Raw genomic sequence first — 26,343 nt, forward strand, 5'->3', positions numbered from 1 at the left:
CCGTGACCGGACGCGAGCGCTCTTCCGGGCGCCTTCTGACCGGCGTGGCCTGGGCGCTGCTCCTGCTCGGGCTGTGGCTGTGGGGGCGCGAGGTGACCGACGTGCGTCCTGTGACGTCCGCGCCGACCACGGGTGACGTGGCGGCCGTGGGCCGGCCCGGCGACGCCCCGCTGCCGCCCGCCGCGAAACCGCTGGGGGCCGCGCTGCCGCAGCGCATCGACATCCCCGAACTGGGGGTGCAGGCGCCGGTGGTGGCCCGCGGACTGGACGTGAGGGGCGGGATCGACCCGCCGCCCTACGACCAGGCGGGCGTCGTCGGCTGGTACGGGGCCGGGGTGAAGCCCGGCGCGGCGGGCACCGCGCTGATGGTCGGGCACGTCGACACCGAGACCCGGCCCGCCGTCTTCTACAAGCTGAGCACCCTGGAGGCCGGCGAGACGATCCGCGTGGCCCGCGCCGACGGCAAGGTCGCCGAGTTCACCGTCGACGACGTCGAGGTCGTCCAGCGCGACCGCTTCGACGCCCGGCAGGCCTACGGCACCCGGGCCACGGGCCGCGCCGAACTGCGGCTGATCACCTGCGGCGGCACCTTCGACCGCGCGAGCGGCAGCTACTCGGCGAACGTGATCGTGTCGGCGTATCTGACCGGGACCGCGGTGTGATCCGCGGAACAGCAGAAAGCCCCTCGCTCACGCGAGGGGCTTTCCGGTCTGTGCGCCGCCAGGGACTCGAACCCCGGACCCGCTGATTAAGAGTCAGCTGCTCTAACCAACTGAGCTAGCGGCGCCTGCTGACATCGACAACTCTACAGGACGTCCCGGGGTGCTCCCGACCGCCGTCCGGCCGGGCCGGGTGGTCCGCGCCACCCCCGGGGAGGGGTCCGCGTACATCATTCGGACCGTCAGCTTGCGCGTCCGTACAACCAGTGGGAAAGACTGGCGAATGTGCACAGTCGCGGACATTTCCATCTGGAGTCTGAGGGGAATCGCATGGAGACGCCGGTGTTCGAGGAATTCGATCCCGCGAGCGACTGCGACTGCCCAGGGTGCGTCGACCGGCGGCGGGCGAGCCCGTGTTCCCTGCCCGTGGGGTTCGGCGGGCGTCCGGCCGCCCACCGTACCGTCGTCGTCGCGGCCGCGGCCACCGCGGCGCTCGGCGCCGGGCACGCCGTCCCGGCCGTGGCCGCCCCGCACGCGCCCGACCTGCCGGGCGTCCCCGCGGGCGACGAGCCCGGCAACCCCCAGGGCGGCAAGGAGCCGCTGTACGGCCAGGGCGGCCGACCGGCACCGTCCGCACAGGTCAGGGCACCCGAGATCGCCCGGGCGGACATCATCAAGCGGGCCAAGGCCTGGGTCACGGCGAAGGTGCCGTACAGCATGAGCGCCTACTGGTCCGACGGGTACCGGCAGGACTGCTCGGGCTTCGTGTCCATGGCCTGGAAGCTGCCGGGGAACGAGTGGACGGGCAGCCTGCACGAGTTCGCCACGCGCATCACCAAGGAGGAACTCCAGCCGGGCGACATGCTGCTCTTCCACAATCTGTCCCATCCGCAGAACGGCTCGCACGTCGTCCTCTTCGGCGGCTGGACGGACTACACGCACACGTCCTACATCGCCTACGAACAGACCCGCCCGAACGCCCGCCGCCTCGCCACCCCCTACGCCTACTGGTCGAACTCCGGCCGCTACGTCCCCTACCGCTACAAGAGCATCAAAGCGGCGGGAACGCAGACCGGCGGGGGTGCGACGGGTGCGTCGGGCGCGACGGGCGCGACGGGCGCGACAGGCGCGACGGGGAGCACGGGGAGCACGGGGGGCGGGAACGCCGTGCCGCCCGCCCCGGCCCCCGGCGCCGGCGCCACGGCGGCCCCGTACCCCGGACGCGCGTACTTCGGGCCGGGCGCCGAGAACCCGCACGTGACCCGGCTCGGCCGGCTCCTCGTCCAGCACGGCGCCGGGCGCTTCTACGCGTCGGGGCCCGGCCCGCGCTGGTCGGAGGCGGACCGGCGGGCCACCCAGGCGTTCCAGCAGGCCCAGGGATGGCGCGGCGCGCACGCCGACGGGCTGCCCGGCCCACGGACCTGGTCGCTGCTGATCACCGGCACGGGCCGGCCCGTCGCCCCGGCCCCCGGAACCGGGGACGGGGCACCCGCCGCTGCTCCGGCGCTGGGCGTCCCCGCCTACCCGGGCCGGGCCGTGTTCCGGCCCGGCGCCGACAACGTGTACGTCACCCAGCTGGGGAGGCAGCTGGTGAAGAAAGGGTTCGGCACGTACTACACGACGGGACCGGGGCCGCGCTGGGGCGAAGCGGACCGGCGGGGCGTCGAGGCCTTCCAGCGCACCCAGGGCTGGCGCGGCGGGGCGGCCGACGGCTACCCGGGGCCCGAGACCTGGCGGAGGTTGTTCTCGTAGCCCGGCCGCGGCCCCGGTGCCCGCCGGTCCGCGGCCCCGGTCCCGGCCCTCGGCCTCGGTTCCCGGTCCTCGGCCCTCGGCCTCGGTTCCCGGTCCTCGGCCCTCGGCCTCGGTTCCCGGTCCTCGGCCCTCGGCCTCGGTTCCCGGTCCTCGGTCCCCGGCCTCGGTTCCCGGTCCCCGGCCCCGGCCTCGGTTGCCGGTCCCCGGCTCGCAGTAACGGTTCTTTCACTGTCATGGCGTATCTGGCGCGGAGGCTGGAGGCACGCAATGAGCACGACCACTTCTCACACGCCCGAGCACGAGGGCCCGTCCCGGCCGCCCACGCGGCTCATCCAGAACGAGGCGACCACCGAGATCCCCGTCCACCTGCTGTTCCGGGACGAGCCCGAGCCGCGGCCGGTGCCGCTCGCGCCCGCCGTGGTGGGGAGCCGGACGGGCACGGGGGAGCAGCCGCGGCTGCGGCGGCCCGCGGCGGTGAAGTCCCGCCCGATGGCGGAGGTCGACCCCGCGCTGGTGGAGCGGCCCGCCCGGGTGCTGCCCGGCGCGGCGGGCGTGGCCGCCGGGCTGTGCGGGGCGGCGGGCTGTGTGGCCACCTCGTGGTGGGCCGGGATCCTGCCGCCGCTGGTGACGGAGGCGCTGCGCCTCCCCGCGTACTCCGGTGCCGGTCTCGGCCCCGCGCAGTGGGCGGCGTACGCGGGGGCGGGTGCCCTCGGGCTGTTCGGCCTCGGCGGGCTGGCCCGGGGCCGGACCGGGCACGCCTGGGTGCTCGACCTGTTCGGCCGCTACCGGGGGACGGTCCGGCGCACCGGGCTGCTGTGGGTCAACCCGCTGCTGCTGCGCCGCCGGGCGGACGTACGGCTGCGGCACTGGCGCAGCGAGCCGATGCCGGCGGCCGACGGCAACGGCATGGCGCTGCGGGTGGTGGCGCTGGTGGTGTGGCGGGTGCGGGACACGGCGCGGGCCACGCTCGGGGTGGAGGACCACGAGACGTACCTGCGCGAGTGCGTCGAGGCGGCCTTCGCCCGGATCCCGGTGGAGACGCCCGGCTCGGTGCGGTTCTCGGTCGAGGCGACGGGGGAGGCGCTGACCCGGCGGGTGGCGCGGGACGCGGGCGCGATCGGCCTGGAGGTGTACTCGGTGCAGCCGGTGCGCGTCGAGTACGCCCCGGAGGTCGCCCCCGCGATGCACCGCCGCCGGATCGCCGCGCTCGACGCCCAGCACCGGGCGACCGTGCTCACCTCGGTCGTGGACTCGGTGGAGGACACGGTGACCCGGCTGACCATGCGCGGGCTGGTGGAACTGGACGACTACGAGCGCAAGGCACTGGTGAAGGACCTGACCGTGGCGTTCTGCGCGGGACGCGGCGAGCAGTCGCCCTGACGGACCGTCGGACAAGTCCTCCGATCGGCACCCGATCGGTATGGACATGTTCAATGAACGGTCATAACCTCAAACTTGGTCTAGACCTGAACCCGCGGCGCGCCGAACCTCACCGAACTCCCCACGTTCTCCAGGAGCGGCAGCATGCGCAAAAAGACCAAGTGGTACGCCGCCGCGCTCGGGCTCACCACGGCGGGAGCCTTCGTGCTCTCCGCCGGTGGCGCGAGCGGCCACGGCTACACCGACCTCCCCGTCAGCCGGCAGAAGCTCTGCCAGAACGGCACCGTGACGGGCTGCGGCGCCATCCAGTGGGAGCCGCAGAGCGTCGAGGGCGCCAAGGGCTTCCCGGCCTCCGGGCCGGCCGACGGGCAGCTCTGTTCCGCCGGGAACAGCCGGTTCGCCCCGCTCGACTCGCCCACCCGGCCGGGCGGCGCCGCCTGGCCCACGACCCAGGTGACGGGCGGCCAGGACTACACGTTCCGGTGGCAGTTCACGGCGATGCACGCCACCACCGACTTCCGGTACTACCTCACCAAGCAGGGCTGGAACCAGGACCACGCCCTCGCCCGCTCGGACCTCGAGCTCACACCGTTCCTCACGGTGCCGTACAACGGCCAGCGCCCGCCGGCCACGCTCTCGCACACCGGTCGGCTGCCGTCGGGCCTGAGCGGTCACCACGTCGTCCTCGCGGTGTGGACGGTCGCGGACACGGGCAACGCGTTCCACGCCTGCTCGGACGTCACGTTCTGAGGGCCGGGAAACGCCGAAGGGCTCCTCGTTCCTCACGAGGAGCCCTTCACCGGTGCGCCGCCAGGGACTCGAACCCCGGACCCGCTGATTAAGAGTCAGCTGCTCTAACCAACTGAGCTAGCGGCGCATGACTCTCGCCCTCCGCCTCTCGGCGGCCGGCGACGAAGAAAATACTACCTGGTCCGCGGGGGTGGTCCCGACCCCCGGCCGGGACCACCCCCGCGGACCGCCCTGGCCGGGACCGCCCTGGCCGGGACCGCCCCGGCCGGGACCGCCTCAGCCGGGGGCCGCCCCGGCCGGGGTGCTAGATCGCCAGGGACAGCAGCACGGGTGTCGCGTTGCGGTTCAGGGTGTCGACGGCGTGGCGGAGCCGGTGGGCGTGTTCGAGGGGCAGGGAGAGCGCCAGGCAGCCGGCGGTGGTCCCGGCGGTGATCGGGACGGCCGCGCAGACCGTGCCCACGGCGTACTCCTGGAGGTCGAGGACCGGGACCGTGGGCGGCTGGGCCTCCAGACGGGAGAGGAGCAGCCTGTCGCTGGTGATGGTGTGCGAGGTGAGGCGGGCCATCTTGTGCCGGGAGAGGTGGTCGCGGCGGCCGTTGTGGTCGAGCTGGCCGAGCAGGCTCTTGCCGAGCGCGGTGGCGTGGGCGGAGGAGCGGAAGTCGACCCACTCGTTGACCGCGGGCGTGGCCGGGCTGTCGGCGTACTGGGTGATGGTGACCTCGCCGTCGACGTACCGGCTGATGTAGACGGCGGCGCCGACGGAGTCGCGCAGCCGGTCCAGGGTGTGCTGGAGCTTGTCGCGCAGGGCCTGCTCGCGCCGGTGCGCGGAGCCCAGGCGGGTCAGCGCGTCGCCCGTGACGTACGCGCCGTCGGAGGTCTGCTCGACGTATCCCTCGCGGCGCAGCAGCCGCAGGAGGGGGTGCAGCCGTGCCGTGCCGAAGCCGGTGCGGCGGGCGAGTTCGGTGTCGGTGACGCCGGTGGCGTGCCGGGCCACCGTCTCCAGGACGCGCAGGGCGTCCTGGGCCGAGTGGAGCGGAGTGGTCGGCTCGAGCCTCATGACGGGCCCCCTCGCGTTGACGTCCTGGGGTCGTGCGGCTGGGGCCGGGGGTCCGGGGGGTGTCCCCCGGGATGACACAGCAGCGCCACGGTCTTCCCCCTGCGGTCGCTTCTCTGGCCGTGGTCCGGACGGCGGACCACCTCCACGATAACGGCCGGGGGTGCGGTGGCGCGGGGTTGTCGGCGAGATTGCGCCGCCCGGTGACCCGCCGGTACGGCGCCCTGGCGCCCTGGCGCCCTGGCGCCCTGGCGCCCTGGCGCCCCGGCGCCCTGGCGCCCCGGCGCCCCGGCGCCCCGGCACCTCGGCACCTCGGCACCTCGGCTCCGGCACCTCGGCGCTCCGGCGCTCCGGCAGCTCGGCAGCTCGGCACCTCGGCACCTCGGCGCCCCGGCACCTCGGCGCCCCGGCACCTCGGCGCCCCGGCACCTCGGCGCCCCGGCACCCCGGGGCGCCGCCGCCCGCCGCCGGGCCGGGACCTGGTCCCAGCGCATGGTCACGGGAGGAGCCTCAGCGCATGGTCACGGGAGGAGGCCTCAGCGCGTGGTCACAGCACCGCGCCGAGGAACTCCCGGGTCCGTTCCTGCTCGGGGTCGCTGAAGATCTTCTCCGGTGGGCCGGACTCGATGACCCGGCCGGAGTCGAACATCAGGACCTGGTCGGAGATGTCCCGGGCGAAGTTCATCTCGTGCGTCACGCAGAGCATGGTGATGTCGGTGGTGCGGGCGATGTCCCGCAGGACGTCGAGGACGCCCGCGACCAGCTCGGGGTCGAGCGCCGACGTCACCTCGTCGAGCAGCAGCACCTGGGGCCGCATCGCCAGGGCGCGGGCGATCGCCACCCGCTGCTGCTGGCCGCCGGAGAGCCGGGACGGCCGGGCGTCGCACTTGTCGGCGAGGCCCACCATGTCCAGCAGCTCACGCGCCCGCTCCTCCGCCTCGTCCCGGGACAGGCCGAGCACACTCACCGGCGCCTCGGTCACGTTCCTCAGGACGCTCATGTTCGGGAAGAGGTTGAACTGCTGGAACACCATCCCGATCTTCTTGCGGACCTCGCGGACCTCCTTCCGCGACGCGGGGAACAGCCGCCGCCCGTCCACGGTGATCGTGCCCTCGTCGGGCTCGGTCAGCGTCATCAGCAGCCGCAGGATCGTGGTCTTGCCGGAGCCGGACGGGCCGATGAGGGTGACGTGCCGGCCCGCTTCCACCCGGAAGTCGAGGTGGTCCAGGACGGTGTTGTCCCCGAACCGCTTGGTGACCCGCTCCAGACGGATCAGCTCGGTGCTCCCGGGGGTGCGGTCGGTGGTGGTCCTGCTGGTCTCAACGGACAAGGCGGCGCTCCAGGGTGCGCAGGAGGACGGAGGCGAGGTAGGAGACGACGATGAAGGCCACGCCGATCACCGTGACGGGCTCGGTGAACCGGAAGTTCTGCTGGGAGAAGAGCCGCGCCCGGCCCAGCAGTTCCAGCACGGTGATCGTCATCAGCAGCGGTGTGTCCTTGAGCATCGCGATGACGTAGTTGCCGAGCGCCGGCACGACCCTGCGGACCGCCTGCGGGAGGATCACCGCCCGCCAGGTGCGGGTCCGCGACAGGTTCAGCGCGGTCGCCGCCTCCCACTGGCCGGCGGGCACCGCGTCGATGCCGGCCCGGTAGACCTGCATCGTGTACGTCGAGTAGTGCAGGCCGAGGGCGACGACGCCGGTGGCCGTCGCCGACAGGGTCAGGCCCCACTCGGGCAGCACGTAGAAGAGGAAGAACAGCTGCACCAGCAGCGGGGTGTCGCGGACGAACTCCGTGACGATCCCGACCGGCCACCGCACCCACCGCGTCGGCGTCCGCATCAGCAGCGCCCACACCAGCCCCAGCGTGAACGAGATCAGCGAGCCGAGGACCAGCGCCTGGAGGGTGACCAGCAGTCCGTCCCGGAAGAGCGGCATGAAGTCACGGACGGCGCTCCAGTCCCAGTTCATCGGACACCTGCCTTCAGCCGCCGCTCCAGCCCGCGCATCCCCCGGGTGAGCAGGAAGGCGATCACGAAGTAGAGGATCAGTACGTACGTGTAGATCTCCGCGCTCTCCTGGAGCGCCAGGCGCACCAGGTTCCCGCTGAAGGCCAGGTCGCCCATCCCCATGACCGACACGAGCGCGGTGCCCTTCAGCAGTTCGATCAGCAGGTTGCCGAACGGCGGGATCATCTCCGGCACGGCCTGCGGCAGCAGGATCTTGCGCATCCGCTGCGCGGGCGTGAAGCCGAGCGCGATGCCGACCTCCCGCTGGGCCGGGTCGACGGAGCCCAGCGCGCCGCGCACGATCTCCGAGCCGTACGCGCCGTAGGTCAGTCCGAGGGCGAGCGTGCCCGCCCACATCGGCACCAGCTGCCATCCGAAGGCGAGGGGCAGCACGAAGAACACCCAGAAGATCATGACGAGGGCCGAGGTGCCGCGGAACACCTCGGTGTAGAAGCCCGCGAGGAAGCGGACGATCCAGAGGCGGTGGGTGCGCGCGATCCCGGCGGCGAAGGAGACGGCCGCCGCCAGCAGGGAGCTGAGCACGAGCAGTTGGAGGGTCGTCCAGACGCCCTTGAGGACGAGGTCCCAGAGTCCTGAGGTCATCCGCCGCAGAGCTCCTTCGCCGTCAGGTCGGTCATCTCGGACCGGGTGAACCCGAACGGCTTCAGGATGCGCAGCAGTTCGTCGCTCTCCTTCAGCTTGCGCAGTTCGGCGTTGAAGGCGTCCCGCAGCGCGGTCTCGGTCGGACGGAACGCGAACGCGCCCCCGTCGACGTGCGGCTCGCCGTCGACGAGCGGGGCGAACGGCTCGGTCGCCTCCGCCTTGGCCGACTTCTTCACCACCTCGCGGACGGTCACCGCGGTCCCCGCGAACACGTCGACCCGGCCCGCCTCGACGGCGTTCAGCCCGGCGACCTGGTCCGGGACGATCAGGATGTCGTCCTGCGCGTACCCCGCCTCGACGGCGTACTGGATCATGGCGTACCCGGTGCCCGTGGCGAACCGCGCCTTCTTCTCCACCACGTCCTGGTAGTTGTGGATGTTCTCGGGATTTCCCTTGCGGACGACGAAGGAATTGAGCATCTGGTAATCGGGATCGGCGAATATCACCTGCGCGCAGCGATCGGCGTTGACGTACATCCCGGCGGCCACGACGTCGAACTGCTGGGAATTCAGCCCGGGTACGAGGGAGCCGAACTCGGTGGGCACCGGCTGCACCTCGTCCACACCGAGCCGCTTGAAGACCACTCTCGCCAACTCGGGTGCCTCGCCGGTGAGATGCCCGTTCCTGTCGATGTACCCGAACGGGATCTCCCCCGCGATGCCGAGCCGTACGACACCCTGTGCCCGCAGCCGGTCGAGCAGGTCGCCGCCGGGGTTCGTCGAGGCCGTGGCCACCCGGGCGCAGCCTGCCGCGCCCAGTGCGCCGAGCGCCGCCACCCCCGCGAGCAGCGACCGACGGGTGGGCCTCGGTGCGCGTACGTTCTGTCTGACCTGCCAGTTCGGTGGAGCCATGGCGGCGCGGCTACCCGAGACCAACCGGGTTATGCATCATGGATGTCAGGGTCCGGGCACGTACCCGCGTCGCTTGTCGACCACGTTGCGCAGTGGCCGGCCCGCCGCCCACAGCTCGAACAACTCCACGAACTGCGCGCCGAGTTCTTCCCGCCGGCCGACCGTGTCCCCGCTCATGTGGGGGGACAGCAGCAGCCCCGGGACCTGCCACAACGGGCTGTCCGCGGGCAGGGGTTCGGTCGCGAGGACGTCCAGGGCGGCACCCGCGATCCACCGCCGCTCCAGCGCGTGGACGAGCGCGTCCTCGACGACGAGCTGTCCCCGGCCGACGTTCACGAACCGGGCGGAGGGCTGCATCACGCCGAACCGGCGCAGGTCGAACATGCCGTGCGTCCGCTCGGTGAGCGGGGCCGCCGCGATCACCCAGTCGGCGCGGGCGAGGAGGCGGTCCAGGTCGTCGGGGCCGTGGACGCCGGTGCGCGGGACCCGGCCGACGACCGCCGTCGCCACCCCCAGCGCCTTCAGCCGGCGGGCGACCGCCCGGCCGACCGGCCCCGAGCCGACCACCACGGCACGCGTGCCCGCGACCCTGAGGCCCTCGCGGTGCCGCCACTCGCGCCGCCGCTGGAGCTCCCAGGTGCCCGGCAGGTCCTTCGCCATCGCCAGGACCAGCGCGGCGACGTACTCGGCGACCGGCTCGTCGAAGACGCCCCGCGCGTTCGTCACCACCGTGTCCGACGCGGTCAGCTCCGGACACATCAGATGGTCCACGCCCGCGCTCGCCGTGTGCACCCAGCGCGGCCGCGGCCCCCCGCCCGGCCAGGCGGCCCGTACCGCGCGCGAGGTCAAGTCCCACACCAGCAGCGCGTCCGCCTCCGGCAGTCGCGCCGCGAGACCGGCCCCGTCGGTGCGTACGACCGTCGCCCGCCCGGTGAGCCGGCCGAGCCGGGGCGGGGGATCGGCGTCGAGGACGAGGAGCGTGGGGACGGCGGACGTGGGGACGGCGGACGTGGGGACGGCGGACATCCGGGGTGCCCCTTCCTCCGGCGGGACGTGCGCGGCCACTGCCCGGCGTCCGTGACACCAGGGGTCGACGAGCGCGGATCGACCACGTTCGCACCCGGACCCACCGCCGTCAACACGACCTCCCGCTGGAGGCGGATCTGTGCATACCGGTCATCTCGGCCAACCAGGTGACGAGGGGGGCGGCGCTGCGCCGAATGGGTACCCGAGCCGTGGGGCCGTACCGGGCTCTGCTGGAGGAGGGGGCGCGGCAGTGGCCCCCCGTACTGCCGGAAGACAGCAGGAAGGCTGGACATGACCGCACTCGGAGTCCTCTACCCGGGCCACTCCGCCGAGGACGACTACCCCCGGATCGAGCAGCTCCTCGGCAGCGACATCCGGGTGGAGCTGGTCCACACGGACATCGGCGAGGACGCCCACAGCGTCGGCGCGCTACGGCAGACGGGCACGCCCGAACGGCTCGCGGCGGGCTTGGAGCGGCTGCGGCTGTCGGGCGCCGAGGCCGTCGTGTGGGCGTGCGCCGGCGAGGGCTTCGTGCACGGCTGGGAGGGCGCCCAGGAACAGGTGCGCGGCCTCGCCCGCACCGCCGGGATGCCGGCCTCCTCGACCTCCTTCGCCTTCGTCCACGCCGCCCAGGAGATCGCGGCGGCCCGGGTCGCCGTCGGCGCGACCTACCCGGACGACCTCGCCGGCCTGTTCGCCGCGTTCCTGCGCGCCGGCGGCCTGGAGGTGACGGGCGTCCACGGCTCCGGGACCGTCACGGCCGCCGAGGCGGGCACCTGGGGCGAGGCCGAGGTGCTCGCGCTGGCCCGCGCGGCCGACGACCCCGGCGCGGACGCGGTCCTGCTGCCCGACACCGCCCTGCACACCGCCGCGTCCCTGCCCGCCCTGGAGAAGGAGCTGGGCAAGCCGGTCCTCACCGCCCACCAGGTCACCGTCTGGGAGGCGCTGCGGCTGGCGGACCGGCGGGTGAACGCGCCCGCCCTCGGCGCGCTGTTCACCCGGGAGCCGATCGTGCAGGTGTGACCCGTCCGACGCCCCGTCCGACGCCCCCGGCCGACGCCCCGGCCGCGGGAACAGCGGGAACAGCGGGAACAAACGGGGGCACCCCCCTGTTGGTGGTCCGAGGACAGCGCGCGGCCGAGGACAGGAGGACCCCGTGGCGGCGGACGAGAAGGCGGCGGACGAGCCGACGGCCCACGAGCCGACGACCCACGAGCCGACGGTGGAGACCGCGGCGGCGCGCGGAACCGCGGCACACGAGCCACCGAACGGCGGCGCCGCGACGCACGGCGGCGCCGCGACGCACGGCGGCGCCGCGACGCACGGCGGCGCCGCGACGCACGGCGGCACCGCCACGCACGGCTCGGCGACGGCCGTGCGCGGCGAGGCGACGGCCGTGCGCGGCGTGGACGACCCGGCGGCGGCCGTGCACAGGGCGGCCGTGCGCGGCGCGGCCGAGCGGCGGGCGGACGACCCGGTGACGGCCGACCGCCCGTCGGACGGCATCCGCGGCACGGCGCACGGCACCGCCCCCGTCCCCCTCTCCGTCCTGGACCTGGTCACCGTCGGCTCCGGCAGCACCGCCGGCGACGCCCTGCGCGCCGGCGTCGACCTCGCCCGGCTCGCCGAGGCGCGCGGCTTCCACCGGTACTGGGTGGCCGAGCACCACTCCATGCCCGGCGTCGCCTCCTCCTCGCCCGCCGTGATCCTCGCCCACCTCGCCGCCCACACCGAGCGCATCCGGCTCGGCTCGGGCGGCGTCATGCTGCCCAACCACGCGCCGCTGGTGATAGCCGAGCAGTTCGGCACCCTGGAGGCCCTCGCCCCCGGCCGCGTCGACCTCGGCCTCGGCCGCGCCCCCGGCACCGACGGCGCCACCGCCGCCGCCCTGCGCCGCACCGAGCGGCTGAACGAGGGCGCCGACGACTTCCCCGAGCAGCTCGCCGAGCTGACCCGCTTCCTGGACGACGACTTCCCCGACGGCCACCCCTACCGCCGGATCCACGCGGTCCCCGGCCCGGTCCAGGCCACGTCCCCCGGCGGCGTGCAGTCCCGGCACCGCCCGCCGATCTGGCTGCTGGGCTCCTCCGGGTTCAGCGCCCGCCTCGCGGCCCTGCTCGGACTGCCCTTCGCCTTCGCGCACCACTTCTCCGCGCAGAACACCGTCCCCGCGCTCGACCTCTACCGCGAACACTTCCGCCCGTCGGCGGTCCTCGACGAGCCGTACGCCCTCATCGGCGTCTCCGTGCTCGCCGCCGACGACGAGCGCGAGGCCCGCCGCCAGGTCCTGGCCACCGGCGTGAACATGCTCCGCCTGCGCACCGGCCGGCCCGGCCTGTTCCCCTCGCCGGAGGAGGCGTACGCGTTCAGCCCGCTGGAGCGCGAGTTCGTCGACTCCTGGACCGCGAACATCGTGCACGGCACGGCCGACGAGGTCCGCTCCGGCCTCGACGACCTCCACAAGCGCACCGGCGCCGACGAGCTGATGCTCACCAGCCACGCCCACCGCGGCGCCCTGCGCCTGCGCTCCTACGAACTCGTCGCCGACGCCTACGGGTTGCCGACCGCGTAGGACGCGGAACCCAACAGCAGCTCGGAGATGCGGTCCGGGGACACCGGGCGGGAGTACAGCCAGCCCTGCCCCGTGTCGCAGCCGATGCTGCGCAGCCGTCCGGCCTGCGCGGACGTCTCCACGCACTCGGCGGTGACGGTCAGCCCCAGCCGGTGCGCGAGGTCGATCATCGCCTCGACGACCACCTGGTCGGCCGGGTTGGGCGCCGCTCCGGCCCCCTCGTACTGGAAGCCGCGCACGAACGACCCGTCCAGCTTCAGCACCGACACCGGCAGCCGGCTCAGGTAGGCGAGGTTGGAGTAGCCGGTGCCGAAGTCGTCGATGGCGATGCCCACCCCCATGTCGCTGAGCGCCTGCAACGCCTGCAACGGCCGCCCGGCCGAGCCCATCACCGCGGACTCCGTCAGCTCCAGCTGGAGCAGGTGCGGGGCCAGTCCGGTCTCGTCGAGGATGTCCGCCACGTCCGCCACCAGGTCGGAGTCCCACACCTGACGGACCGCCACGTTGACGCTGACGAACAGCGGCGGCTCCTCGGGGCGCTCCAGCTGCCAGCGGCGGGCCTGACGGCAGGCGGTGGCCAGAACCCACCGGCCGAGCGGCACGATCGAGCCGTCCTCCTCGGCCAGCGCGACGAACCGATTCGGCGGCAGCAGCCCGAACCGGGGGTGGTCCCAGCGCACCAGCGCCTCCACCCCGCGCAGCCGTCCGTCCGCCATGCCGACCAGCGGCTGGTACTCCAGACGGAACTCGCCCCGCTCGATGGCGGGGCGCAGCGTGGACGCCAGGGCCTGGCGGGTCATCAGGTGGGCGTTGCGCTCCGGGTCGAACAGCGTCCAGCGGTCCTTGCCGTCCACCTTCGCCCAGTACAGCGTGGTGTCCGCGGCCTGCATCAGCCCGGTGGCGGTGGTGCCGGCCGCGTGCCGCTCGACGACCCCGATCGACGCGGAGACGTTCAGCCGGTGGCCCGCGAGGTCGAACGGCGCCTGGAGCGCCTTCAGCACCGACTCGGCGAGATCGGCGAGCTGTTCGGTGCCGGTGGAGTCCTCCACGAGCAGCGCGAACTCGTCACCGCCCAGCCGCGCCACCAGCGGTACGCTCGGCCGGTTCCGCCCGGCCTCCTGCGCGCACGCCGTCAGCCGCTCGGCGACGGAGGCGAGCAGCCGGTCGCCGACCCGGTGGCCGAGGGTGTCGTTGACCGCCTTGAACCCGTCGATGTCCAGGTAGCACAGCCCGATCCGGCCGGTCCCGCCGTCGTCGTACGACTCCGCCTCCAGCGCCGCCGACACCCGTTCGAAGAACAGGGTGCGGTTGGGCAGCCGGGTGACGGGGTCGTGCATCTGGAGGTGGCGCAGCCGGGCCTGGAGGTCGCGGTGGACGCTGATGTCGGCGACGGACAGCAGGACGCCGGCCGGGTCGCCGTCCAGCGGTGCGACGGTGATCTGCACCCACAGCGAGCGCCCGTCGGGCTGCTTCAGCCGCCGGGTGCAGCGCAGCCGGGCCTGGCGGCCGCGGAGCACCTCGCGGTAGGCGTGCCAGCTGCGGGCGTCGGAGGCCAGGTCCAGCAGATCGGCGGCCACCCGCCCGACCAGGTCCTCGGGCCCGCCGGCCAGCAGCGCGCCGAGCGCCCGGTTGGCGTCGGTGACCAGGCCCTCGCGGTCGACGACGGCCATGGCGAGGGGGGCGGTCGCGAAGACGGAACGGTAGGCCGGGGGAGGGCCGTCGCGACGGTCCCCACCTGCTGTTCCGGTGCTGTCCGTACCGTCCGTGAGGTCCGCGCCTTCCCGGTCTTCCGGCGCTCCCGTACGAGGAGAAGCCTGATGATCACTCTCTGTGACGGCCGACCGGTCGAGGTCTGCCGCGGGCGTCGGCCCTTCGGACGTTCCGCTCACCGCTCGCTCCCGCAGTGCACTCGATCTCTGTCCGCCCAGGAAAGTGTGCCGATCATAGAGGCTGGCCCCGGACTTGCGCAGCCACAGTCCAGTGTCCCGGAACACCCCGCCTTTCTGACAGATCGTTTCTGCCCCCACACGGGACGGTTCTGCGAGCGGACGACCACGTGTGACGTTCCGTGAGTATTCCGGGGGTGTCGGGGTTCATGCCCGGTTTCCGGGGTCTCACTCTTCTGGTGCAGATAAACAGGGCGTAGTACGACAAATATGCACAGGCTGGGTGCGGTGTCCCGTGAACCGTTCCCGGAGGTCTCCGTGCCGCGACAGCTCCCGCGTCCCCGACTGCGCAGCACCGCGGCCGTGTTCACGACCCTCTCGGCGCTCGCCGCGACCTCCCTGATCACGGGCCCGTCGGTCGCCGAACCCTTCTCCTCGCTGCCCTGCGCCCTCAAGCGCACGGACGCCCACCACTCGGAGGGACTGGACACCTGGAACACCGCCTATCCGCGGCCGGACCGCGCCCTTGACGCGGTGATGGTCTTCCTGTCCTTCCCGGACTGGGTCCCGATGAGCTCGCCCGCCGAACTCGCCGCCGACCACTTCCCGGTCACCAGCGACTACTTCCACCGGGCCTCCTACGGCAGATTCACCCTGCGTGCGCATCCGCTGAAGCGGTGGGTCCGCATGCCGAAGCCGTCCACCGCGTACGCCATACAGCGTGACTGGAACACCGAGGACCGCGCCACCTATCTGCGCGACGCGCTCGACGCGGCCGACGCCCAGGTGGACTTCTCCCGCTACGACGTCGTCTACTTCGTCGCCGATCCGGACGCCCCCGGTGTGGATTCCGACGCCACCAAGGTCGTCAACCTGGACGAGCCGCTGCACGCCGACGGCGCGGACATCCGGCGTGTCGTCACGGTGTTCGAGCAGCATCCGCCGGACCGGCTCGTCCTGGCCCATGAGACCGGCCATGTCTTCGACCTGCCGGACCTCTACCGCCGTCCGGCGGACGGCAAGGGGGACTGGGACACGCACGTCGGGGACTGGGACCTGATGGGCAGCCAGTTCGGACTGGCGCCGGATCTGTTCGCCTGGCACAAGTGGAAGCTGGGCTGGCTGGAGCCGAGCCAGGTGGTGTGCGTGGCCGAGGGGGCGCCGCCGGCCCGGCTCACGCTGGAGCCGCTGGCCGCCGGCCCGGGGGCGCCGGTGGGCGGGATTCCCGGTGTGCCGGGCTTCGGGCTCGGGCACGGCGCCAAGCTCGCGGTCGTCCGTACGGGCACCGGCACCGCCCTCGCCTTCGAGGTGCGCGGTCCGATCGGCAACGACCACGGCGCCTGCCGTGCCGGGATCCTCGTCTACCGCGTCCGCAGCGGCGCGGAGTCCGGCCGGGGGCCGGTCGAGGTGGTCGACGCCCACCCGGGTACCGAGGCCTGCTGGGCGGACTCGGTCTACCCGCCCCTCGCGGACGCCCCGGTCACCGTCGGTGAGAGTTTCACGGTGCCGGGGGAGGACGTGCGGGTGCACGTGGAGGAGCGGACGGTGACGGGGACGTGGACCATGAGCATCACGGCCTGATCCAGCCTGCGGCCTGATCCGCCGGGCGGCGCCGCTCTTCCGGGGGCGTCCGTCCCGGGACGGACGGAAGGCCCCTCGCTGCTGCGAGGGGCCTTCCGGTGTCGTGCGCCGCCAGGGACTCGAACCCCGGACCCGCTGATTAAGAGTCAGCTGCTCTAACCAACTGAGCTAGCGGCGCCTGCTGACGTCGTAGACATTAGCACCCTGGTCGGCGGGGTGAGAAATCGATATCCGCACGGCCGACCGGGCCGCCCGGACGGCCGCCCAGAGCAGGATCTCGGGCCCCGGCAGCCAGGGGTGCCGGGTGTCGGGGGCGACCATCCAGCGGGTGGCGGCGTCCTGCGGGGAGGTCAGCGGGGGCGGCACGGTCACCGCGTCGCCGGTGCCGTGGCACAGCAGCGGCGGGACGGTGCTCGTCCGGCCGTCCCGGCGGCCGTCGGCGCTCCACTCCTCCCACTCCAGCAGCGAGGGCAGCCGCCGGGCCGTGCCCGGCGCGGCGAACAGCAGCGTGCGCCCGCGGAACGCGGCCACCGGTCCGGAGCCGGGGCCCTCGCCCCACAGCCGGTCCAGCATCAGCCGCCCGAACAGCGCCGGCGCGCTCACGATGTCGAAGACGGACCCGCAGGGCAGGACCACGGGGGCGTGCGGCCGTTCCTCCCAGAGGGCGAGCGTGCTGTGCGGGGAGGTGCCGGCGGAGGCGAGCCACGCGGCACCGTCGGCGGTGACTCCGGTGACTCCGGTGGCGTCGGAGCGATCGGTCAGGCGGGGGTCCCAAGCGCTGCTCATGCCGTCAGGTCTACCGGGCGTCAGCAGCCGGTTCCCTGGGTTGGGGGAAATCGGGACAGGGAGGGGAGGGAGCGGGTATCTTACGCACCCGGCATATGCCAGAAGATTGCAGAGAGTGACGTCGGTGGGCGCGGTGTCCTGTGTGAGGGCCGTCCGCCCCACGGGGGCCCTACACGGGGTCGACGTGTTCCCGGCCCTCGACCTCGCCCTTCAGCAGGTCCCATCCGAACTCGACCATCTTCTTCGCGTAGTCCTCGGTCCACTCGGCCCGCTCGGCGATGTCGGCCGGTGTCAGCCGGTCGAACCGCCGCGGATCGGCGAGCTGGGCCGCCGCCATGGCCTGGAACTCCACCGCCCGGTCGGCCGCCGCCTGGAAGGCGAGCGTCAGCTCCGTGGCACGCGCCAGCAGCGCCCCCGGGTCGTCGATCGACTCCAGGTCGAAGAAGTGCTCCGGATCGCCTGCCGCTTCCGCGGGCTCGAACAGCAGGGGCGCGGGGCGTAGCCGCGGTTGGTTCCGACGCGGCGTGGGCTCCGCCATGTCTTCTCCTCCTCGTACGGTCGGGGTGGCGCCACCGGTGAGCGGACCACCTTCCATTGTCCCCCGGGTACGCAAGGGGGCCGGGGGCCCGCACTCTCAAGGCTCCCGGGGCGCACGATGTTCCCGGGACACCTGATGCCCCCGGGCGCGCCGGCACCGCGGGGTTGGCTGCCCAGTGGTCCGGACGGTATGCGTCGGGCGCGGTTCGGGCCGTCGGCCGCCGGGACAGCCCGGGCGCCGGGCCGCGGGGCTGCCGGGCCGCGGGGCTGCCGGGCTGCGGGGCCGCGGGGCAGCCGGGCCGTCGGGGCTCCCGGGCGGCTGGGGCTGCCGGAGTCGCCGGACCGCTGGGGCGGTTGGGCCATTGGAGTCACCGGAGCTGCACGACGGCAAATGTCGCCGGAGTCGCCCGGCCGCCGGGCCGCCGGGCTGCGGGGCCGCCGGGCCGCCGGGCCGCCGGGCCGCGGGGCCGTCGGGGCTCCCGGGCGGCTGGGGCTGCCGGAGTCGCCGGACCGCTGGGGCGGTCGGGCCACTGGAGTCACCGGAGCTCCCCGGCCGCCGGAGTCGCCGGAGCTGCCCGGCCGCCGGTGCCGCCGAGGCGCGTCCGGTGCCGGGCCGTCCGGTGCCGGGCCAGCTCACGGTCGCCACGTCACGCGGTGCTCCGCCAGGTGGGCCAGCACCGCGTGGTTGGCGTCCCAGCCGTCCGGGAACTTCACGAGCGTCCCCAGCTGCACCGGCTCCGTCGACGGATAGTCGTCCAGGAGGTCGCCCACCCCCGCCCGGCACACCACGATGCACGCGTGCCGGTGCCGGGAGGCGAGGACGCACAGGCGGCCCGTCTCCAGGTGGAAGGCGGTGGCGTCGGGGCGGCCGGAGAGGGGGTGGAGGACGACGGTGACGTCGAACTCCCGGCCCTGGAGCCGGTTCGCCGTGTCCACGGTGACGTCCGCCACGCCGAGCTCGGCGAGGGCCGCCCGGACCGCCGCCGCCTGGTCGCGGTGGGCCGTGCCGACGGCAACCCGGTCGGCGGTCAGCCGCGTCGGGGCCGGGGAGCGTTCCGAGACGGCCGCGCCGTCCCGGTCCAGCAGCCGCCGCACCACCGTCGCGACCGCCCGGACCGCCTCCGGGTCCGTGCGCGGCGTGTGGCGGGCGGGCAGCTCCAGCAGGCCCCAGCCCGACTCCGCCGCCTCGTCGATCACCCGGTCGGGGGCGGAGCCGTCCGACGGGACGCCGAAGGACAGCCGCCGGTCGCCGTGGCCGGTGCCGCTGCGGAACCGGGTGTACGGATAGAACGCGTCCGAGACCAGCGGGGCCGCCGACGCCGGCAGCCGCCACGACACCGGCAGCCGGTGCTGCGGCAGCCGCGGGTTGTGGGCGAGCAGCGTCGTCACCGCCGACGCCGACGGATCGTAGGACAGGCCCGCCCACTGCTCGCTGCCCACGATCGCGAACGGGTCCAGCTGCCCCGGGTCGCCCACGAACAGCGCCCGCTCGAACAGCCCCGCCACGGCCAGCAGACCGTCCGAGCGCATCTGGTACGCCTCGTCCACGATCGCGTGCCGCCACGGCTCGTCGACCTTTACGTGCGCCCACTTCGCCGCCGTGGAGATCACCACGGGCAGCCCGGCCAGATCGGCCGCCTTCGCCGACTTCCGTACGTTCGCCAGGTCGTCCAGCGCCTTGTCGTACGCGTCGGCGTCGCTGCTGTGCAGCCGGCCCACCGGCAGCTCGGGGCTCTTCTCGGCGAGCCGCAGGACCAGGTCGTCGACCTGGGCGTTGGTCTGCGCCACCACCATCAGGGGGCGCCCGGCGTCCGCCAGTTCCAGCGCCGCGCGGACGACGAGCGTGGACTTGCCGGCACCGGGCGGGGAGTCCACTACCACGCCGCGCGCCGTGCCGTGCAGCGTGTCGTGGAGGATCGCGTCGGTCGCGCGGGCGGCGGCCGTACCGGGGTCGAACGCGGCCTGGGTGGTCACAGCACGTCCTCCTGGGTGACGGAATCGGGCGCTTCGGGCGCCTGCTCCCCGGGCGGCCCGCCGTGCGTCCACGGTGTCTGCTCCGGGTCGGGCAGCTTCGCGCCGCCGCGCTGCTCGTGCTCGAAGAGGGTGAAGCACACCCGCTCGCCCTTCTCGGGCACCGAGCCCTTCTCCGGCTCCTTGCCGCGCCCCATCTTGTCGACGATCCGCAGCACCAGCAGGCCCTCGTCGTCCTCGCCCTGCCGCTCGACGAACTCCGCCGCCTGCGGCTTGCCGCCCAGCGACCGGAACACCTTCGCCCGCTCCCCGAGGTGCGGCCGGTCGTCCGTGCGCACGGTGACCAGCGGACGCGGACTCGGCCGTCTGCCCTCGCTGTAGGCCATGACGACGTCGACGACCTCGCCCGCGAACGCCTCCCCGGCCAGCCGCCGCCCCGCCATCACCAGCGGGTCGTCGAGGGCCTCCTGCGCCTCCAGCCGGGCCTGTTCCCGCTCGCGCGTGGCGAGCTTGTTGGCGGCGGTGACCGCGTCGTCGCGGCGCGGCTGCGGAGGCTCGCCGGCCAGGACCCGGTCGCGGTGGCCGGTGAACGACCAGCGGTCCCGCGTCCACCGCTCCTCGACGTGCGCGCCCTCGGGCAGCGTCCGCAGCAGGTCCAGCCCGCGCCACACCGCGTCCCAGGTGGGCCGCGTCCGGCTCTCGACCAGGGCGCGGATCTCCCGCTCGGCGGCGGTCAGCGCGCCGAGCCGGTCGTCGGCCTGGAGACCGTCCTCGGCGGCGGCCAGGGCGGTGCGCGCCCGGTCGTAGCGCTCGATGGCGGGGGCGAGCAGCTTGTTGTCGAACGCCGGGTCGGTGGCCGGGCCGGCCGGCGGGCACAGCAGCTGGCCCTCCGCGTCGCGCGCCAGTTCGGCCCGCAGCGCCGCCTCGGCACCCGTGGCGCCCTCGGGCGGGTCGATCCAGGCGAGCAGCGCCCCCAGGTGCTGGTCCTCCAGGCTGGACTGCCCGGTCGCCCAGTGCCGGCCCAGCACCTCCGTCAGCGCCGTCAGCAGTGAGGATCCCGGTACCCGGGCCCGCTCCCCGAAGTGCGTCAGCCACCGCCCGAGCAGCGGCACGCGCGGGGGCGCCGGGTACGGCGTCTCGGGGTCCTGCTCCGCCGTACGCCGGAAGCGCATGGAGCGGCCCAGCAGGCGGACGAAGTCGACGCCGGCGCGGCTCGGGACGATCAGCTGGGGCGCGTCGGCGCACAGCTCGACCTCGACCTTGACCCGCTTGCCGGTCTCCGGGTCGGTCTCGTTGCGCTCGGCGGCCTCGACGGTGTCGGCGTAGGAGTCGATGTACGGCAGCACCGTGTCGGCCAGCTCGGCGAGGAACGCGAACCTGAGGTCGCGGTCGCGCGGCTGCGGGACGACCAGCAGGCGCGGCGCGTCCCGGTCGGTGCCGACCAGCGCGCCCAGCGGGGCGCCGGCCTCACCGGCGGTGGTCAGCGGCACGAACACCAGCGGGCGGTCGGACAGGTGCCGGTGGCGGACGGTGGCGGCGGGCTGCGCCCGGCCGGTGGCGACGGCCTCGAGCCGGGCGAGCGTGGCGATCAGCGACACATCGCCCCCAGGGCCTCGCCGCGCAACCGTGCCGCCCGGCGCAGGGCCGCCACCGCCGGGTCGTCCGGATCGCCGGTCTCCCCGCGCGCGGCCGCCAGCACCTCCTCGACCGTCGTCAGCCCGCCCAGCTCGGCGCGGACCGGGCGGCCCAGCGTGGTCACCGCGCCGGCCGCGCGGGAGCGGTCGCGGCAGTGGAACGCCAGCTCGCACGCGGCCAGGCACTCGGGCGCGTAGGTCGCCGGGACCGACGCGACCGCCGCCGTGAGCTGTTCGCCGGGCAGGTCGGGGGAGAAGCAGGTGCCCTCCGGGAGGGCGTCGGCAATGTCCTGGATGCGGGTGAGCCGGGCCAGCTGGCGGCCGGTGACCGCGCGCTGCTTGCGGACGTCCACGGCGGACGCGGTGGGCAGGTTGGAGAAGTCCTTCGGGCAGACCAGCAGGACCTGGTGGCGCACCTGCGGCGCGGGGTCGAGGCGGGCGGCGACCTCCTCCAGCGCCAGCACGTACACCGCGGCCTGGCGGGCCGCCGCGCCGACCTTCGCCGGGTCCGCCGACCCGTCCAGCATCGGGAACGACTTGATCTCCACGACCGTCCAGCCGCCGTCCGGGTGCACCACCACCGCGTCCGGTTCCAGGAAGGCGGGGGAGCCGGCCACGTCGAGCGCGAGCATCGGGTGGTCGAGCAGGGTCCAGGTGCCGGCCGCCTCGGCGGCCTCGCGCAGCGCCAGTGCCGTCCGGGCGGTGCGGCCCTCGGGGCCGGCCGCCGACAGGTCGGGGACGCTCGCCCCGGCGGGCGCGGGGGCGCGCGGGTCCAGCTTCTCGTGCACCAGGCGCAGCAGCTCCGCGCCGCCGTCCGCCTTCACCTTCGCCTCGAACGCGTTGCCCCGGGTGAGGGCGAACTGCGACTGGCCGAAGGCCGACGGCGATCCCAGCGCGCCCGCCAGCGCCGCCTTGTCCACCCCGGCGCCGTCGAGGAGCGCGCGCCGCCTGCACCCCGGGTTCGCGGCGAGCGCCGCGAGTGCGCGGGCGTCCAGAGCCTTGGCGGGTACGTCGGGACCGCGCAGGTCAGCGAGCCGCTGCCGGAGCGCCGTCCCCCGCGTCCGAGGGGGAGGCACCCGGCTCGGCCGGGGGCCCGAACCGTGACTCGCGCTGCCGTGGAATTCGCTCACCCGGGGAAGTCTGGCATCCGCCACTGACAATCGGGGCCTCCGCGCCCCCGGAGGCCGCCGGGACGGACGGGACACGCACCGCGGGGCGCGGCACGCGGAGCGCGTACCAGGCCCGGATCCGCTCCGCGCGGCGCAGCACCAGCGGCGTCAGCAGCAGGCCCGCACCCATCACGGCGGCGCCCGCGAGCGCGTCGAGGAAGTAGTGGTTCGCGGTGCCCATCACCACGATCGTGGTCACCAGCGGGTACACGACACCCGCCACCCGCGCCGCCCGGGTGCCGCCGTGGCGCCACAGCATCACCCCGCACCACAGCGCCCATCCCACGTGCAGGCTCGGCATCGCCGCGTACTGGTTGGTCATGCCGCCCAGCCCGCGCGGCGCGCTCGCCTCGCCGCCCCACCAGCCCCACGAGCTGTACTGGGCCATGGTGTCCACGAAGCCGTGCTCCGCGGCCAGCAGCCGGGGCGGGCAGGTGGGCAGCAGGGTGAAGCCGATCAGGCCGAGGAACGTCGACGTCATCAGCCAGGTGCGGGCCGCCCGGTAGTGCCCGGCACGCGAGCGGAACAGCCAGACCAGCAGCACCGGTGTCACCAGGTAGTGCAGCGACGCGTACCAGAAGTCCGCCGGCACGCCGATCCACGGCTCGCTGCGGAAGAGGCGGTTCAGCGGGTGTTCGGCGTTGATGTGGAGGAACTTCTCGATGCGCAGGATCGCCAGACCGTGGTCGACGGCGGTGCCGACGTCCCCTCGGGCGAGCAGCCGGCCGGCCGAGTAGCAGGCGTACACCAGCAGGATCAGCGGCAGTTCGGTCCACCAGCGCAGCCGGCTCCGCGGGACCGCGGCCTCGGTGCCCGGTGACTCGGTCTGCGGCATCCGATCGCCTCCCCCTTCTCGTCGCTGCGCCGGCAGTGGCACGGGAGGTGCCACTTTACGGCGTGAGCGCGCGCCCTCCCCGGACGCCCCCGGCCCTCAAAGACGCAGAGATCGCCCCCCGGGTTGCCCTGTTCCAGGGTGAGCGATGATGGAAGGGTTCCGCCGTCGACTCATCCCTTGGTTCTCTCAGGGTTACCCCCGGAAAGGTCCCCCATGGCACCGCGCATCCTGCTGGCCCGGCACGGACAGACCGAGTGGTCGTTGTCCGGCAAGCACACCGGCAGGACGGACATCCCGCTGCTGGAGGAGGGCCGCCGGGGCGCCAAGCTGCTCGGCGAGCGGCTGCACCGGGCGCCGTTCGACGGCCTCCCCGGCGTCGAGGTCCGCACCAGCCCGCTGGCCCGCGCGCGGGAGACGTGCGAGCTGGCCGGCTTCGGCGAGCGGGCCACCGCGTGGGACACGCTCATGGAGTTCCACTACGGCGCCTACGAGGGCATGACGCCCGCCGAGATCCAGGCCGTCCGTCCCGGCTGGCTCATCTGGCGCGACGGCGTGCCCGACGGGGAGAGCCTCGCCGAGGTCACCGCGCGCGCGGACGAGGTGGTCGAGTGGGCCCGGTCCGCCGACCGGGACGTGCTGGTCTTCGCCCACGGGCACATCCTGCGGTCGATCGGGGCGCGCTGGCTGGGCCTGCCGCTGGACTTCGCGGCACGGATACGGCTGTACCCGACGTCGCTGTCGGTCCTCGGCTGGGCCTACGGGGAACCGGCGATCGAGAGCTGGAACGACCGCGGGCACCTGACCGCGGACTGATCCGGCACGCCGCCCGCCCCGCACGTCGGGGGACCGGGTGGCCGCGTCGCCGCCGGGCGACGCCACGGTCCCCGCCGTGCGGTCCGATGCCATGTTCCCCGCCGCGCGGGTCCGACGGTACGGTCGCCGTCGCGGGTCCGAAGGCGCGGGCCCTGTCACGCGGGTCCGATGCCATGTTCCCTGCCGCGCGCGCGGGGCCGACGGCACGGTCGCCGTCGCGCGGGTCCGAGGGACGCGCGGTTCCGGGACGACCGGACCGTGCGGGGCGCTACACCGTGCAGGGCACTACACCGTGCAGGGCACTACACCGTGCAGGGCACTACACCGTGCAGGGCACTACACCGTGCGGGGCGCGGAGGCGTGCCGTTCCAGGAAATCCGACACCCCCGTGGCCCGCCGGTGCGGCAGCAGTACCCGTGCCGTACCCGCCAGCATCGTCTGGATCCGCGACGACTGGACCTGCCCCAGCAGGTCCAGCACCCGCATCCCCGCCGCCGCGGCCTCGTCCGGCCGTCCTCCGCGCGCGAGGTCGTCCGCCAGCTCCGCGGTGTAGAGGGCGATGTTCCGCGTGAAGTGGGGGTCCTGGAGCTGCGCCGCCCGCCGGGCGTGCCGGGCCGCGCGCGGCCAGTCGCCCAGGGTGGACCAGCACTGCGCCTCCAGCCCCTCCAGCTCGGCCTCGCCGTAGAAGCTCATCCATTCGGGGTCGGCGTCCGAGGAGCCCCGCCCGTAGAGGGCCTGCGCCCGCGCGAGGGCCTGTTCGCAGCCGGTGCGGTCGGCGAGCCCGGCCCAGCCGCCCGCCTCGCGCAGCGCGAGCAGCGACATCAGCCGGGCGGAGCCGAGGGGCCGCGCGACGCGCTGGGCGGCCTGCGCGGCGCGCACGGCCTCGCGCGGCCGGCCCGCGTCCCGCGCGAGGAAGGCCGTGTTGCAGAAGGCGTGCGCCTCCAGCGCCTCGTCCCCGGCCGTCCGGGCGGTGGCGAGGGCCTCCGCGTAGTGCGAGCGTGCGTCGTCGAAACGCCCCGAGTCGTGCGCCAGCCAGCCCACCGAGATGGCGAGCTCCCCGGCGCCCGAGTGGAGCCGGTCGGCGGTCGCCTGCCGGGTGGTGCCGGCGTCCAGCAGCGCGTACGCGGCGCGCAGCGGTGCCGCCGCGCGCCGGTAGAGGCCGTCGGCGCCGTGCCGGTCGTCCAGCAGCCGGATCTTGCGGACCGCTTCTTCGAGGGCGCTCGCCTCGCCCGCCCCGACACGGCGCACGGGCCGTTCGGCCGCCGATGCGTCCAGGGCGAGTCCCAGGGGCCCCAGCGAGGCGGCGGCCACCGTGGCGCCTCCGCCGGTCATGAATGCGCGACGCAGCACGTCGCTCTCCTCGTGGTTGTGGTGCGTGTCGTACGTGTCCTGCGGGTCATACGGCTCGGACACCCCGTGCGTCTCATCCACGCACGGCGCGTCCTCGGTCGTCCGTGCCCCTCGCCCGCGTACGGACGAGCGGGGCGCGAACCCCAGATCGGTGAGCGTGCGGCCGGGGAACATATGCAGGAACACCCGTTCGTACGCGTAGTTGGGGCAACGGATCTCCCCCGCCTCGACCCGGCCGATGTAACGCGCGTCACAGCTGACCCCCTCGCCGATCTCGCGTGCGGCCCGCCGTACCAGCGCGGCGAACTCGGCCGGCGAACGCTGTCCGCGCAGATGCCGGAAAGCGAGATTGGGCCGTGGTGGCCGGTTGGGCCGGGGTGGGGGCACCGTTGACGACGCCATGGCCGGGTCCTCTCGTGCGAACCGTCGAACCATGCCGGATTCCCGGTGGACCGACCGCCTCTTCGCGCGGCGCTCACCCCGGTCTCCAGCGGGCAAGAACGTACCTGCTGTTGCTGTGTCGCCACGCAGTGTTTGGCTACAAACCGGATATCTCATCCACGATCTGCCATGAACTGCCATCCTTTGCGGCGGACTTCCGCCGTAGCCGTTGACGGTGTGACGCGTTGACCACTGCGGACTGCAAGAGGGCTGCGCGGTGGAGGCCGGCATGGTGACCAGCCAGAGCAACGATCCTTGTACGCCGTCGGTGACGGCCTGTGACCTGGTGACGGTGCCGACCCGGCACGGGCTGGAGGCGGTCGACATCCTGCGCCGGGCCGCGGGGGACGGGGTGGGGCCCGTGCTCCACGACGACGGGGGCGACACCCTCGCCTTCCTCGTGCCGCCGGGCACCGCGGCCGCCTGGGACGTCCCGGGAAGCACCTGTACGGAGACCGAGGGGCGGGGACTGAGACTCGACCCCGAGCCCCCGGTGGAGGGCTCGGACTGGCTGGTCCCACCCGGCGAGGCCGACCTCGTGACGCACCCCCCGGCGGTGCTGCGGCGCGCGCTGGGGGAGGCGGCCCGCACGATCGAGGCGGCGGACGCGTGCCGGTAGGCGGCG

The 26,343-nt window shown here is 74.3% G+C and carries 23 protein-coding genes, 3 tRNA genes and 1 pseudogene; 10 read left to right on the forward strand and 17 right to left on the reverse strand.

From position 1 onward, the window contains the following. Positions 1-2: 2 nt before the first annotated feature. Positions 3-662, forward strand: a complete 660-nt coding sequence (locus ACIP67_RS07030; protein WP_401688549.1) for a class F sortase — start codon at positions 3-5, stop codon at positions 660-662. 51 nt (positions 663-713) lie between these two features. On the opposite strand, the gene ACIP67_RS07035 is transcribed toward ACIP67_RS07030, so the two are convergent. Continuing rightward, positions 714-787 (reverse strand) — tRNA-Lys (locus ACIP67_RS07035). Between the two features lie 202 nt (positions 788-989). On the opposite strand from ACIP67_RS07035, the gene ACIP67_RS07040 reads away from it, so the two are divergent. From ACIP67_RS07040 to ACIP67_RS07050, 3 genes are all read left to right on the forward strand, one after another. Next, the gene (locus ACIP67_RS07040; RefSeq protein WP_401688551.1) at positions 990-2,411 is read left to right on the forward strand and encodes a peptidoglycan-binding protein; all 1,422 of its coding nucleotides are present in this window, start codon (positions 990-992) and stop codon (positions 2,409-2,411) included. Between the two features lie 267 nt (positions 2,412-2,678). Further along, on the forward strand, positions 2,679-3,791 hold the full coding sequence (locus ACIP67_RS07045) for an SPFH domain-containing protein (protein ID WP_401688554.1): 1,113 nt from the start codon (positions 2,679-2,681) through the stop codon (positions 3,789-3,791). 144 nt (positions 3,792-3,935) lie between these two features. Further along, on the forward strand, positions 3,936-4,541 hold the full coding sequence (locus ACIP67_RS07050) for a lytic polysaccharide monooxygenase (protein ID WP_401688557.1): 606 nt from the start codon (positions 3,936-3,938) through the stop codon (positions 4,539-4,541). A 53-nt stretch (positions 4,542-4,594) separates the two neighbouring features. Here ACIP67_RS07050 and ACIP67_RS07055 read toward each other — a convergent pair. From ACIP67_RS07055 to ACIP67_RS07085, 7 genes are all read right to left on the reverse strand, one after another. Continuing rightward, a tRNA-Lys gene (locus ACIP67_RS07055) sits at positions 4,595-4,668 on the reverse strand. Between the two features lie 177 nt (positions 4,669-4,845). Continuing rightward, positions 4,846-5,598: an IclR family transcriptional regulator gene (locus ACIP67_RS07060; RefSeq protein ID WP_401688560.1), complete on the reverse strand. Its 753-nt coding sequence runs from the start codon at positions 5,596-5,598 to the stop codon at positions 4,846-4,848. Between the two features lie 544 nt (positions 5,599-6,142). Continuing rightward, positions 6,143-6,925 (reverse strand): ectoine/hydroxyectoine ABC transporter ATP-binding protein EhuA, encoded by a 783-nt coding sequence (gene ehuA, locus ACIP67_RS07065; protein ID WP_401688563.1) that lies wholly within the window; start codon positions 6,923-6,925, stop codon positions 6,143-6,145. Further along, complete coding sequence (gene ehuD, locus ACIP67_RS07070; RefSeq protein ID WP_401688566.1) at positions 6,915-7,565, reverse strand: ectoine/hydroxyectoine ABC transporter permease subunit EhuD; 651 nt, start codon at positions 7,563-7,565, stop codon at positions 6,915-6,917. The genes ehuA and ehuD overlap by 11 nt, the downstream gene beginning before the upstream one ends. Then, positions 7,562-8,206: an ectoine/hydroxyectoine ABC transporter permease subunit EhuC gene (gene ehuC / locus ACIP67_RS07075; RefSeq protein WP_401688569.1), complete on the reverse strand. Its 645-nt coding sequence runs from the start codon at positions 8,204-8,206 to the stop codon at positions 7,562-7,564. The genes ehuD and ehuC overlap by 4 nt, the downstream gene beginning before the upstream one ends. Beyond that, the gene (gene ehuB, locus ACIP67_RS07080) at positions 8,203-9,117 is read right to left on the reverse strand and encodes an ectoine/hydroxyectoine ABC transporter substrate-binding protein EhuB (RefSeq protein ID WP_401688572.1); all 915 of its coding nucleotides are present in this window, start codon (positions 9,115-9,117) and stop codon (positions 8,203-8,205) included. The genes ehuC and ehuB overlap by 4 nt, the downstream gene beginning before the upstream one ends. 45 nt (positions 9,118-9,162) lie before the next feature. Then, complete coding sequence (locus ACIP67_RS07085) at positions 9,163-10,143, reverse strand: D-2-hydroxyacid dehydrogenase (RefSeq protein ID WP_401688575.1); 981 nt, start codon at positions 10,141-10,143, stop codon at positions 9,163-9,165. Between the two features lie 125 nt (positions 10,144-10,268). Here ACIP67_RS07085 and ACIP67_RS07090 point away from each other — a divergent pair. The 3 genes and pseudogenes from ACIP67_RS07090 to ACIP67_RS07100 form a co-directional block, all read left to right on the forward strand. Further along, positions 10,269-10,438: pseudogene (locus ACIP67_RS07090) on the forward strand (decarboxylase); the annotation flags it as partial. Continuing rightward, a complete protein-coding gene (locus ACIP67_RS07095) occupies positions 10,435-11,166 on the forward strand; it encodes an aspartate/glutamate racemase family protein (RefSeq protein WP_401688577.1) in 732 nt (243 codons plus the stop codon). The pseudogene ACIP67_RS07090 and the gene ACIP67_RS07095, both read left to right, overlap by 4 nt. Before the next feature lie 454 nt (positions 11,167-11,620). Then, entirely contained in the window at positions 11,621-12,715 is a 1,095-nt protein-coding gene (locus ACIP67_RS07100; RefSeq protein ID WP_401689267.1) for an LLM class flavin-dependent oxidoreductase, read from the forward strand. On the opposite strand, the gene ACIP67_RS07105 is transcribed toward ACIP67_RS07100, so the two are convergent. Continuing rightward, positions 12,694-14,604 (reverse strand): putative bifunctional diguanylate cyclase/phosphodiesterase, encoded by a 1,911-nt coding sequence (locus ACIP67_RS07105; protein ID WP_401688580.1) that lies wholly within the window; start codon positions 14,602-14,604, stop codon positions 12,694-12,696. The two genes, ACIP67_RS07100 and ACIP67_RS07105, sit on opposite strands and share 22 nt — an antisense overlap. 267 nt (positions 14,605-14,871) lie before the next feature. Between ACIP67_RS07105 and ACIP67_RS07110 the strand changes: the two genes are divergently transcribed. Continuing rightward, the gene (locus ACIP67_RS07110; RefSeq protein ID WP_401688583.1) at positions 14,872-16,182 is read left to right on the forward strand and encodes a M6 family metalloprotease domain-containing protein; all 1,311 of its coding nucleotides are present in this window, start codon (positions 14,872-14,874) and stop codon (positions 16,180-16,182) included. 104 nt (positions 16,183-16,286) lie between these two features. On the opposite strand, the gene ACIP67_RS07115 is transcribed toward ACIP67_RS07110, so the two are convergent. From ACIP67_RS07115 to ACIP67_RS07145, 7 genes are all read right to left on the reverse strand, one after another. Beyond that, positions 16,287-16,360: transfer RNA gene (locus ACIP67_RS07115), tRNA-Lys, on the reverse strand. Continuing rightward, on the reverse strand, positions 16,351-16,968 hold the full coding sequence (locus ACIP67_RS07120) for a bifunctional DNA primase/polymerase (protein ID WP_401688586.1): 618 nt from the start codon (positions 16,966-16,968) through the stop codon (positions 16,351-16,353). The genes ACIP67_RS07115 and ACIP67_RS07120 overlap by 10 nt, the downstream gene beginning before the upstream one ends. 169 nt (positions 16,969-17,137) lie before the next feature. Beyond that, positions 17,138-17,506: a hypothetical protein gene (locus ACIP67_RS07125; protein WP_401688589.1), complete on the reverse strand. Its 369-nt coding sequence runs from the start codon at positions 17,504-17,506 to the stop codon at positions 17,138-17,140. Between the two features lie 632 nt (positions 17,507-18,138). Continuing rightward, positions 18,139-19,479, reverse strand: a complete 1,341-nt coding sequence (locus ACIP67_RS07130; RefSeq protein WP_401688592.1) for an AAA domain-containing protein — start codon at positions 19,477-19,479, stop codon at positions 18,139-18,141. Beyond that, the gene (locus tag ACIP67_RS07135) at positions 19,476-21,074 is read right to left on the reverse strand and encodes a hypothetical protein (protein WP_401688595.1); all 1,599 of its coding nucleotides are present in this window, start codon (positions 21,072-21,074) and stop codon (positions 19,476-19,478) included. Before ACIP67_RS07135 ends, ACIP67_RS07130 begins: the two co-directional genes overlap by 4 nt. Continuing rightward, positions 21,065-22,186, reverse strand: a complete 1,122-nt coding sequence (locus tag ACIP67_RS07140; protein ID WP_401688598.1) for a hypothetical protein — start codon at positions 22,184-22,186, stop codon at positions 21,065-21,067. The genes ACIP67_RS07135 and ACIP67_RS07140 overlap by 10 nt, the downstream gene beginning before the upstream one ends. Then, the gene (locus ACIP67_RS07145; RefSeq protein WP_401688601.1) at positions 22,137-23,114 is read right to left on the reverse strand and encodes a phosphatase PAP2 family protein; all 978 of its coding nucleotides are present in this window, start codon (positions 23,112-23,114) and stop codon (positions 22,137-22,139) included. Before ACIP67_RS07145 ends, ACIP67_RS07140 begins: the two co-directional genes overlap by 50 nt. A 213-nt stretch (positions 23,115-23,327) precedes the next feature. Between ACIP67_RS07145 and ACIP67_RS07150 the strand changes: the two genes are divergently transcribed. Continuing rightward, entirely contained in the window at positions 23,328-23,927 is a 600-nt protein-coding gene (locus ACIP67_RS07150) for a histidine phosphatase family protein (protein WP_401688604.1), read from the forward strand. 336 nt (positions 23,928-24,263) lie between these two features. Here ACIP67_RS07150 and ACIP67_RS07155 read toward each other — a convergent pair whose 3' ends face one another. Next, positions 24,264-25,679 carry a hypothetical protein gene (locus tag ACIP67_RS07155; protein WP_401688606.1) on the reverse strand — a complete coding sequence of 472 codons (1,416 nt, stop codon included), beginning with the start codon at positions 25,677-25,679 and terminating at the stop codon, positions 24,264-24,266. 268 nt (positions 25,680-25,947) lie between these two features. Between ACIP67_RS07155 and ACIP67_RS07160 the strand changes: the two genes are divergently transcribed. After that, entirely contained in the window at positions 25,948-26,337 is a 390-nt protein-coding gene (locus tag ACIP67_RS07160; RefSeq protein WP_401688609.1) for a hypothetical protein, read from the forward strand. The last annotated feature ends 6 nt before the right edge of the window (positions 26,338-26,343 follow it).

This window comes from Streptomyces sp. NPDC088812 (genome assembly GCF_044750285.1).
Taxonomy (GTDB): Bacteria; Actinomycetota; Actinomycetes; order Streptomycetales; family Streptomycetaceae; genus Streptomyces.

Bases quoted from the DNA above. Each gene is read 5' to 3' on its own strand.
- ehuB (WP_401688572.1), bottom strand. From the start codon at position 9,117: ATGGCTCCACCGAACTGGCAGGTCAGACAGAACGTACGCGCACCGAGG.
- ehuD (WP_401688566.1), bottom strand. From the start codon at position 7,565: ATGAACTGGGACTGGAGCGCCGTCCGTGACTTCATGCCGCTCTTCCGG.
- ACIP67_RS07150 (WP_401688604.1), top strand. From the start codon at position 23,328: ATGGCACCGCGCATCCTGCTGGCCCGGCACGGACAGACCGAGTGGTCG.
- ACIP67_RS07060 (WP_401688560.1), bottom strand. From the start codon at position 5,598: ATGAGGCTCGAGCCGACCACTCCGCTCCACTCGGCCCAGGACGCCCTG.
- ACIP67_RS07040 (WP_401688551.1), top strand. From the start codon at position 990: ATGGAGACGCCGGTGTTCGAGGAATTCGATCCCGCGAGCGACTGCGAC.
- ehuC (WP_401688569.1), bottom strand. From the start codon at position 8,206: ATGACCTCAGGACTCTGGGACCTCGTCCTCAAGGGCGTCTGGACGACC.
- ACIP67_RS07050 (WP_401688557.1), top strand. From the start codon at position 3,936: ATGCGCAAAAAGACCAAGTGGTACGCCGCCGCGCTCGGGCTCACCACG.
- ACIP67_RS07095 (WP_401688577.1), top strand. From the start codon at position 10,435: ATGACCGCACTCGGAGTCCTCTACCCGGGCCACTCCGCCGAGGACGAC.
- ACIP67_RS07155 (WP_401688606.1), bottom strand. From the start codon at position 25,679: ATGGCGTCGTCAACGGTGCCCCCACCCCGGCCCAACCGGCCACCACGG.
- ACIP67_RS07085 (WP_401688575.1), bottom strand. From the start codon at position 10,143: ATGTCCGCCGTCCCCACGTCCGCCGTCCCCACGTCCGCCGTCCCCACG.
- ACIP67_RS07110 (WP_401688583.1), top strand. From the start codon at position 14,872: ATGCACAGGCTGGGTGCGGTGTCCCGTGAACCGTTCCCGGAGGTCTCC.
- ACIP67_RS07145 (WP_401688601.1), bottom strand. From the start codon at position 23,114: ATGCCGCAGACCGAGTCACCGGGCACCGAGGCCGCGGTCCCGCGGAGC.
- ACIP67_RS07125 (WP_401688589.1), bottom strand. From the start codon at position 17,506: ATGGCGGAGCCCACGCCGCGTCGGAACCAACCGCGGCTACGCCCCGCG.
- ACIP67_RS07160 (WP_401688609.1), top strand. From the start codon at position 25,948: ATGGTGACCAGCCAGAGCAACGATCCTTGTACGCCGTCGGTGACGGCC.
- ACIP67_RS07120 (WP_401688586.1), bottom strand. From the start codon at position 16,968: ATGAGCAGCGCTTGGGACCCCCGCCTGACCGATCGCTCCGACGCCACC.
- ACIP67_RS07045 (WP_401688554.1), top strand. From the start codon at position 2,679: ATGAGCACGACCACTTCTCACACGCCCGAGCACGAGGGCCCGTCCCGG.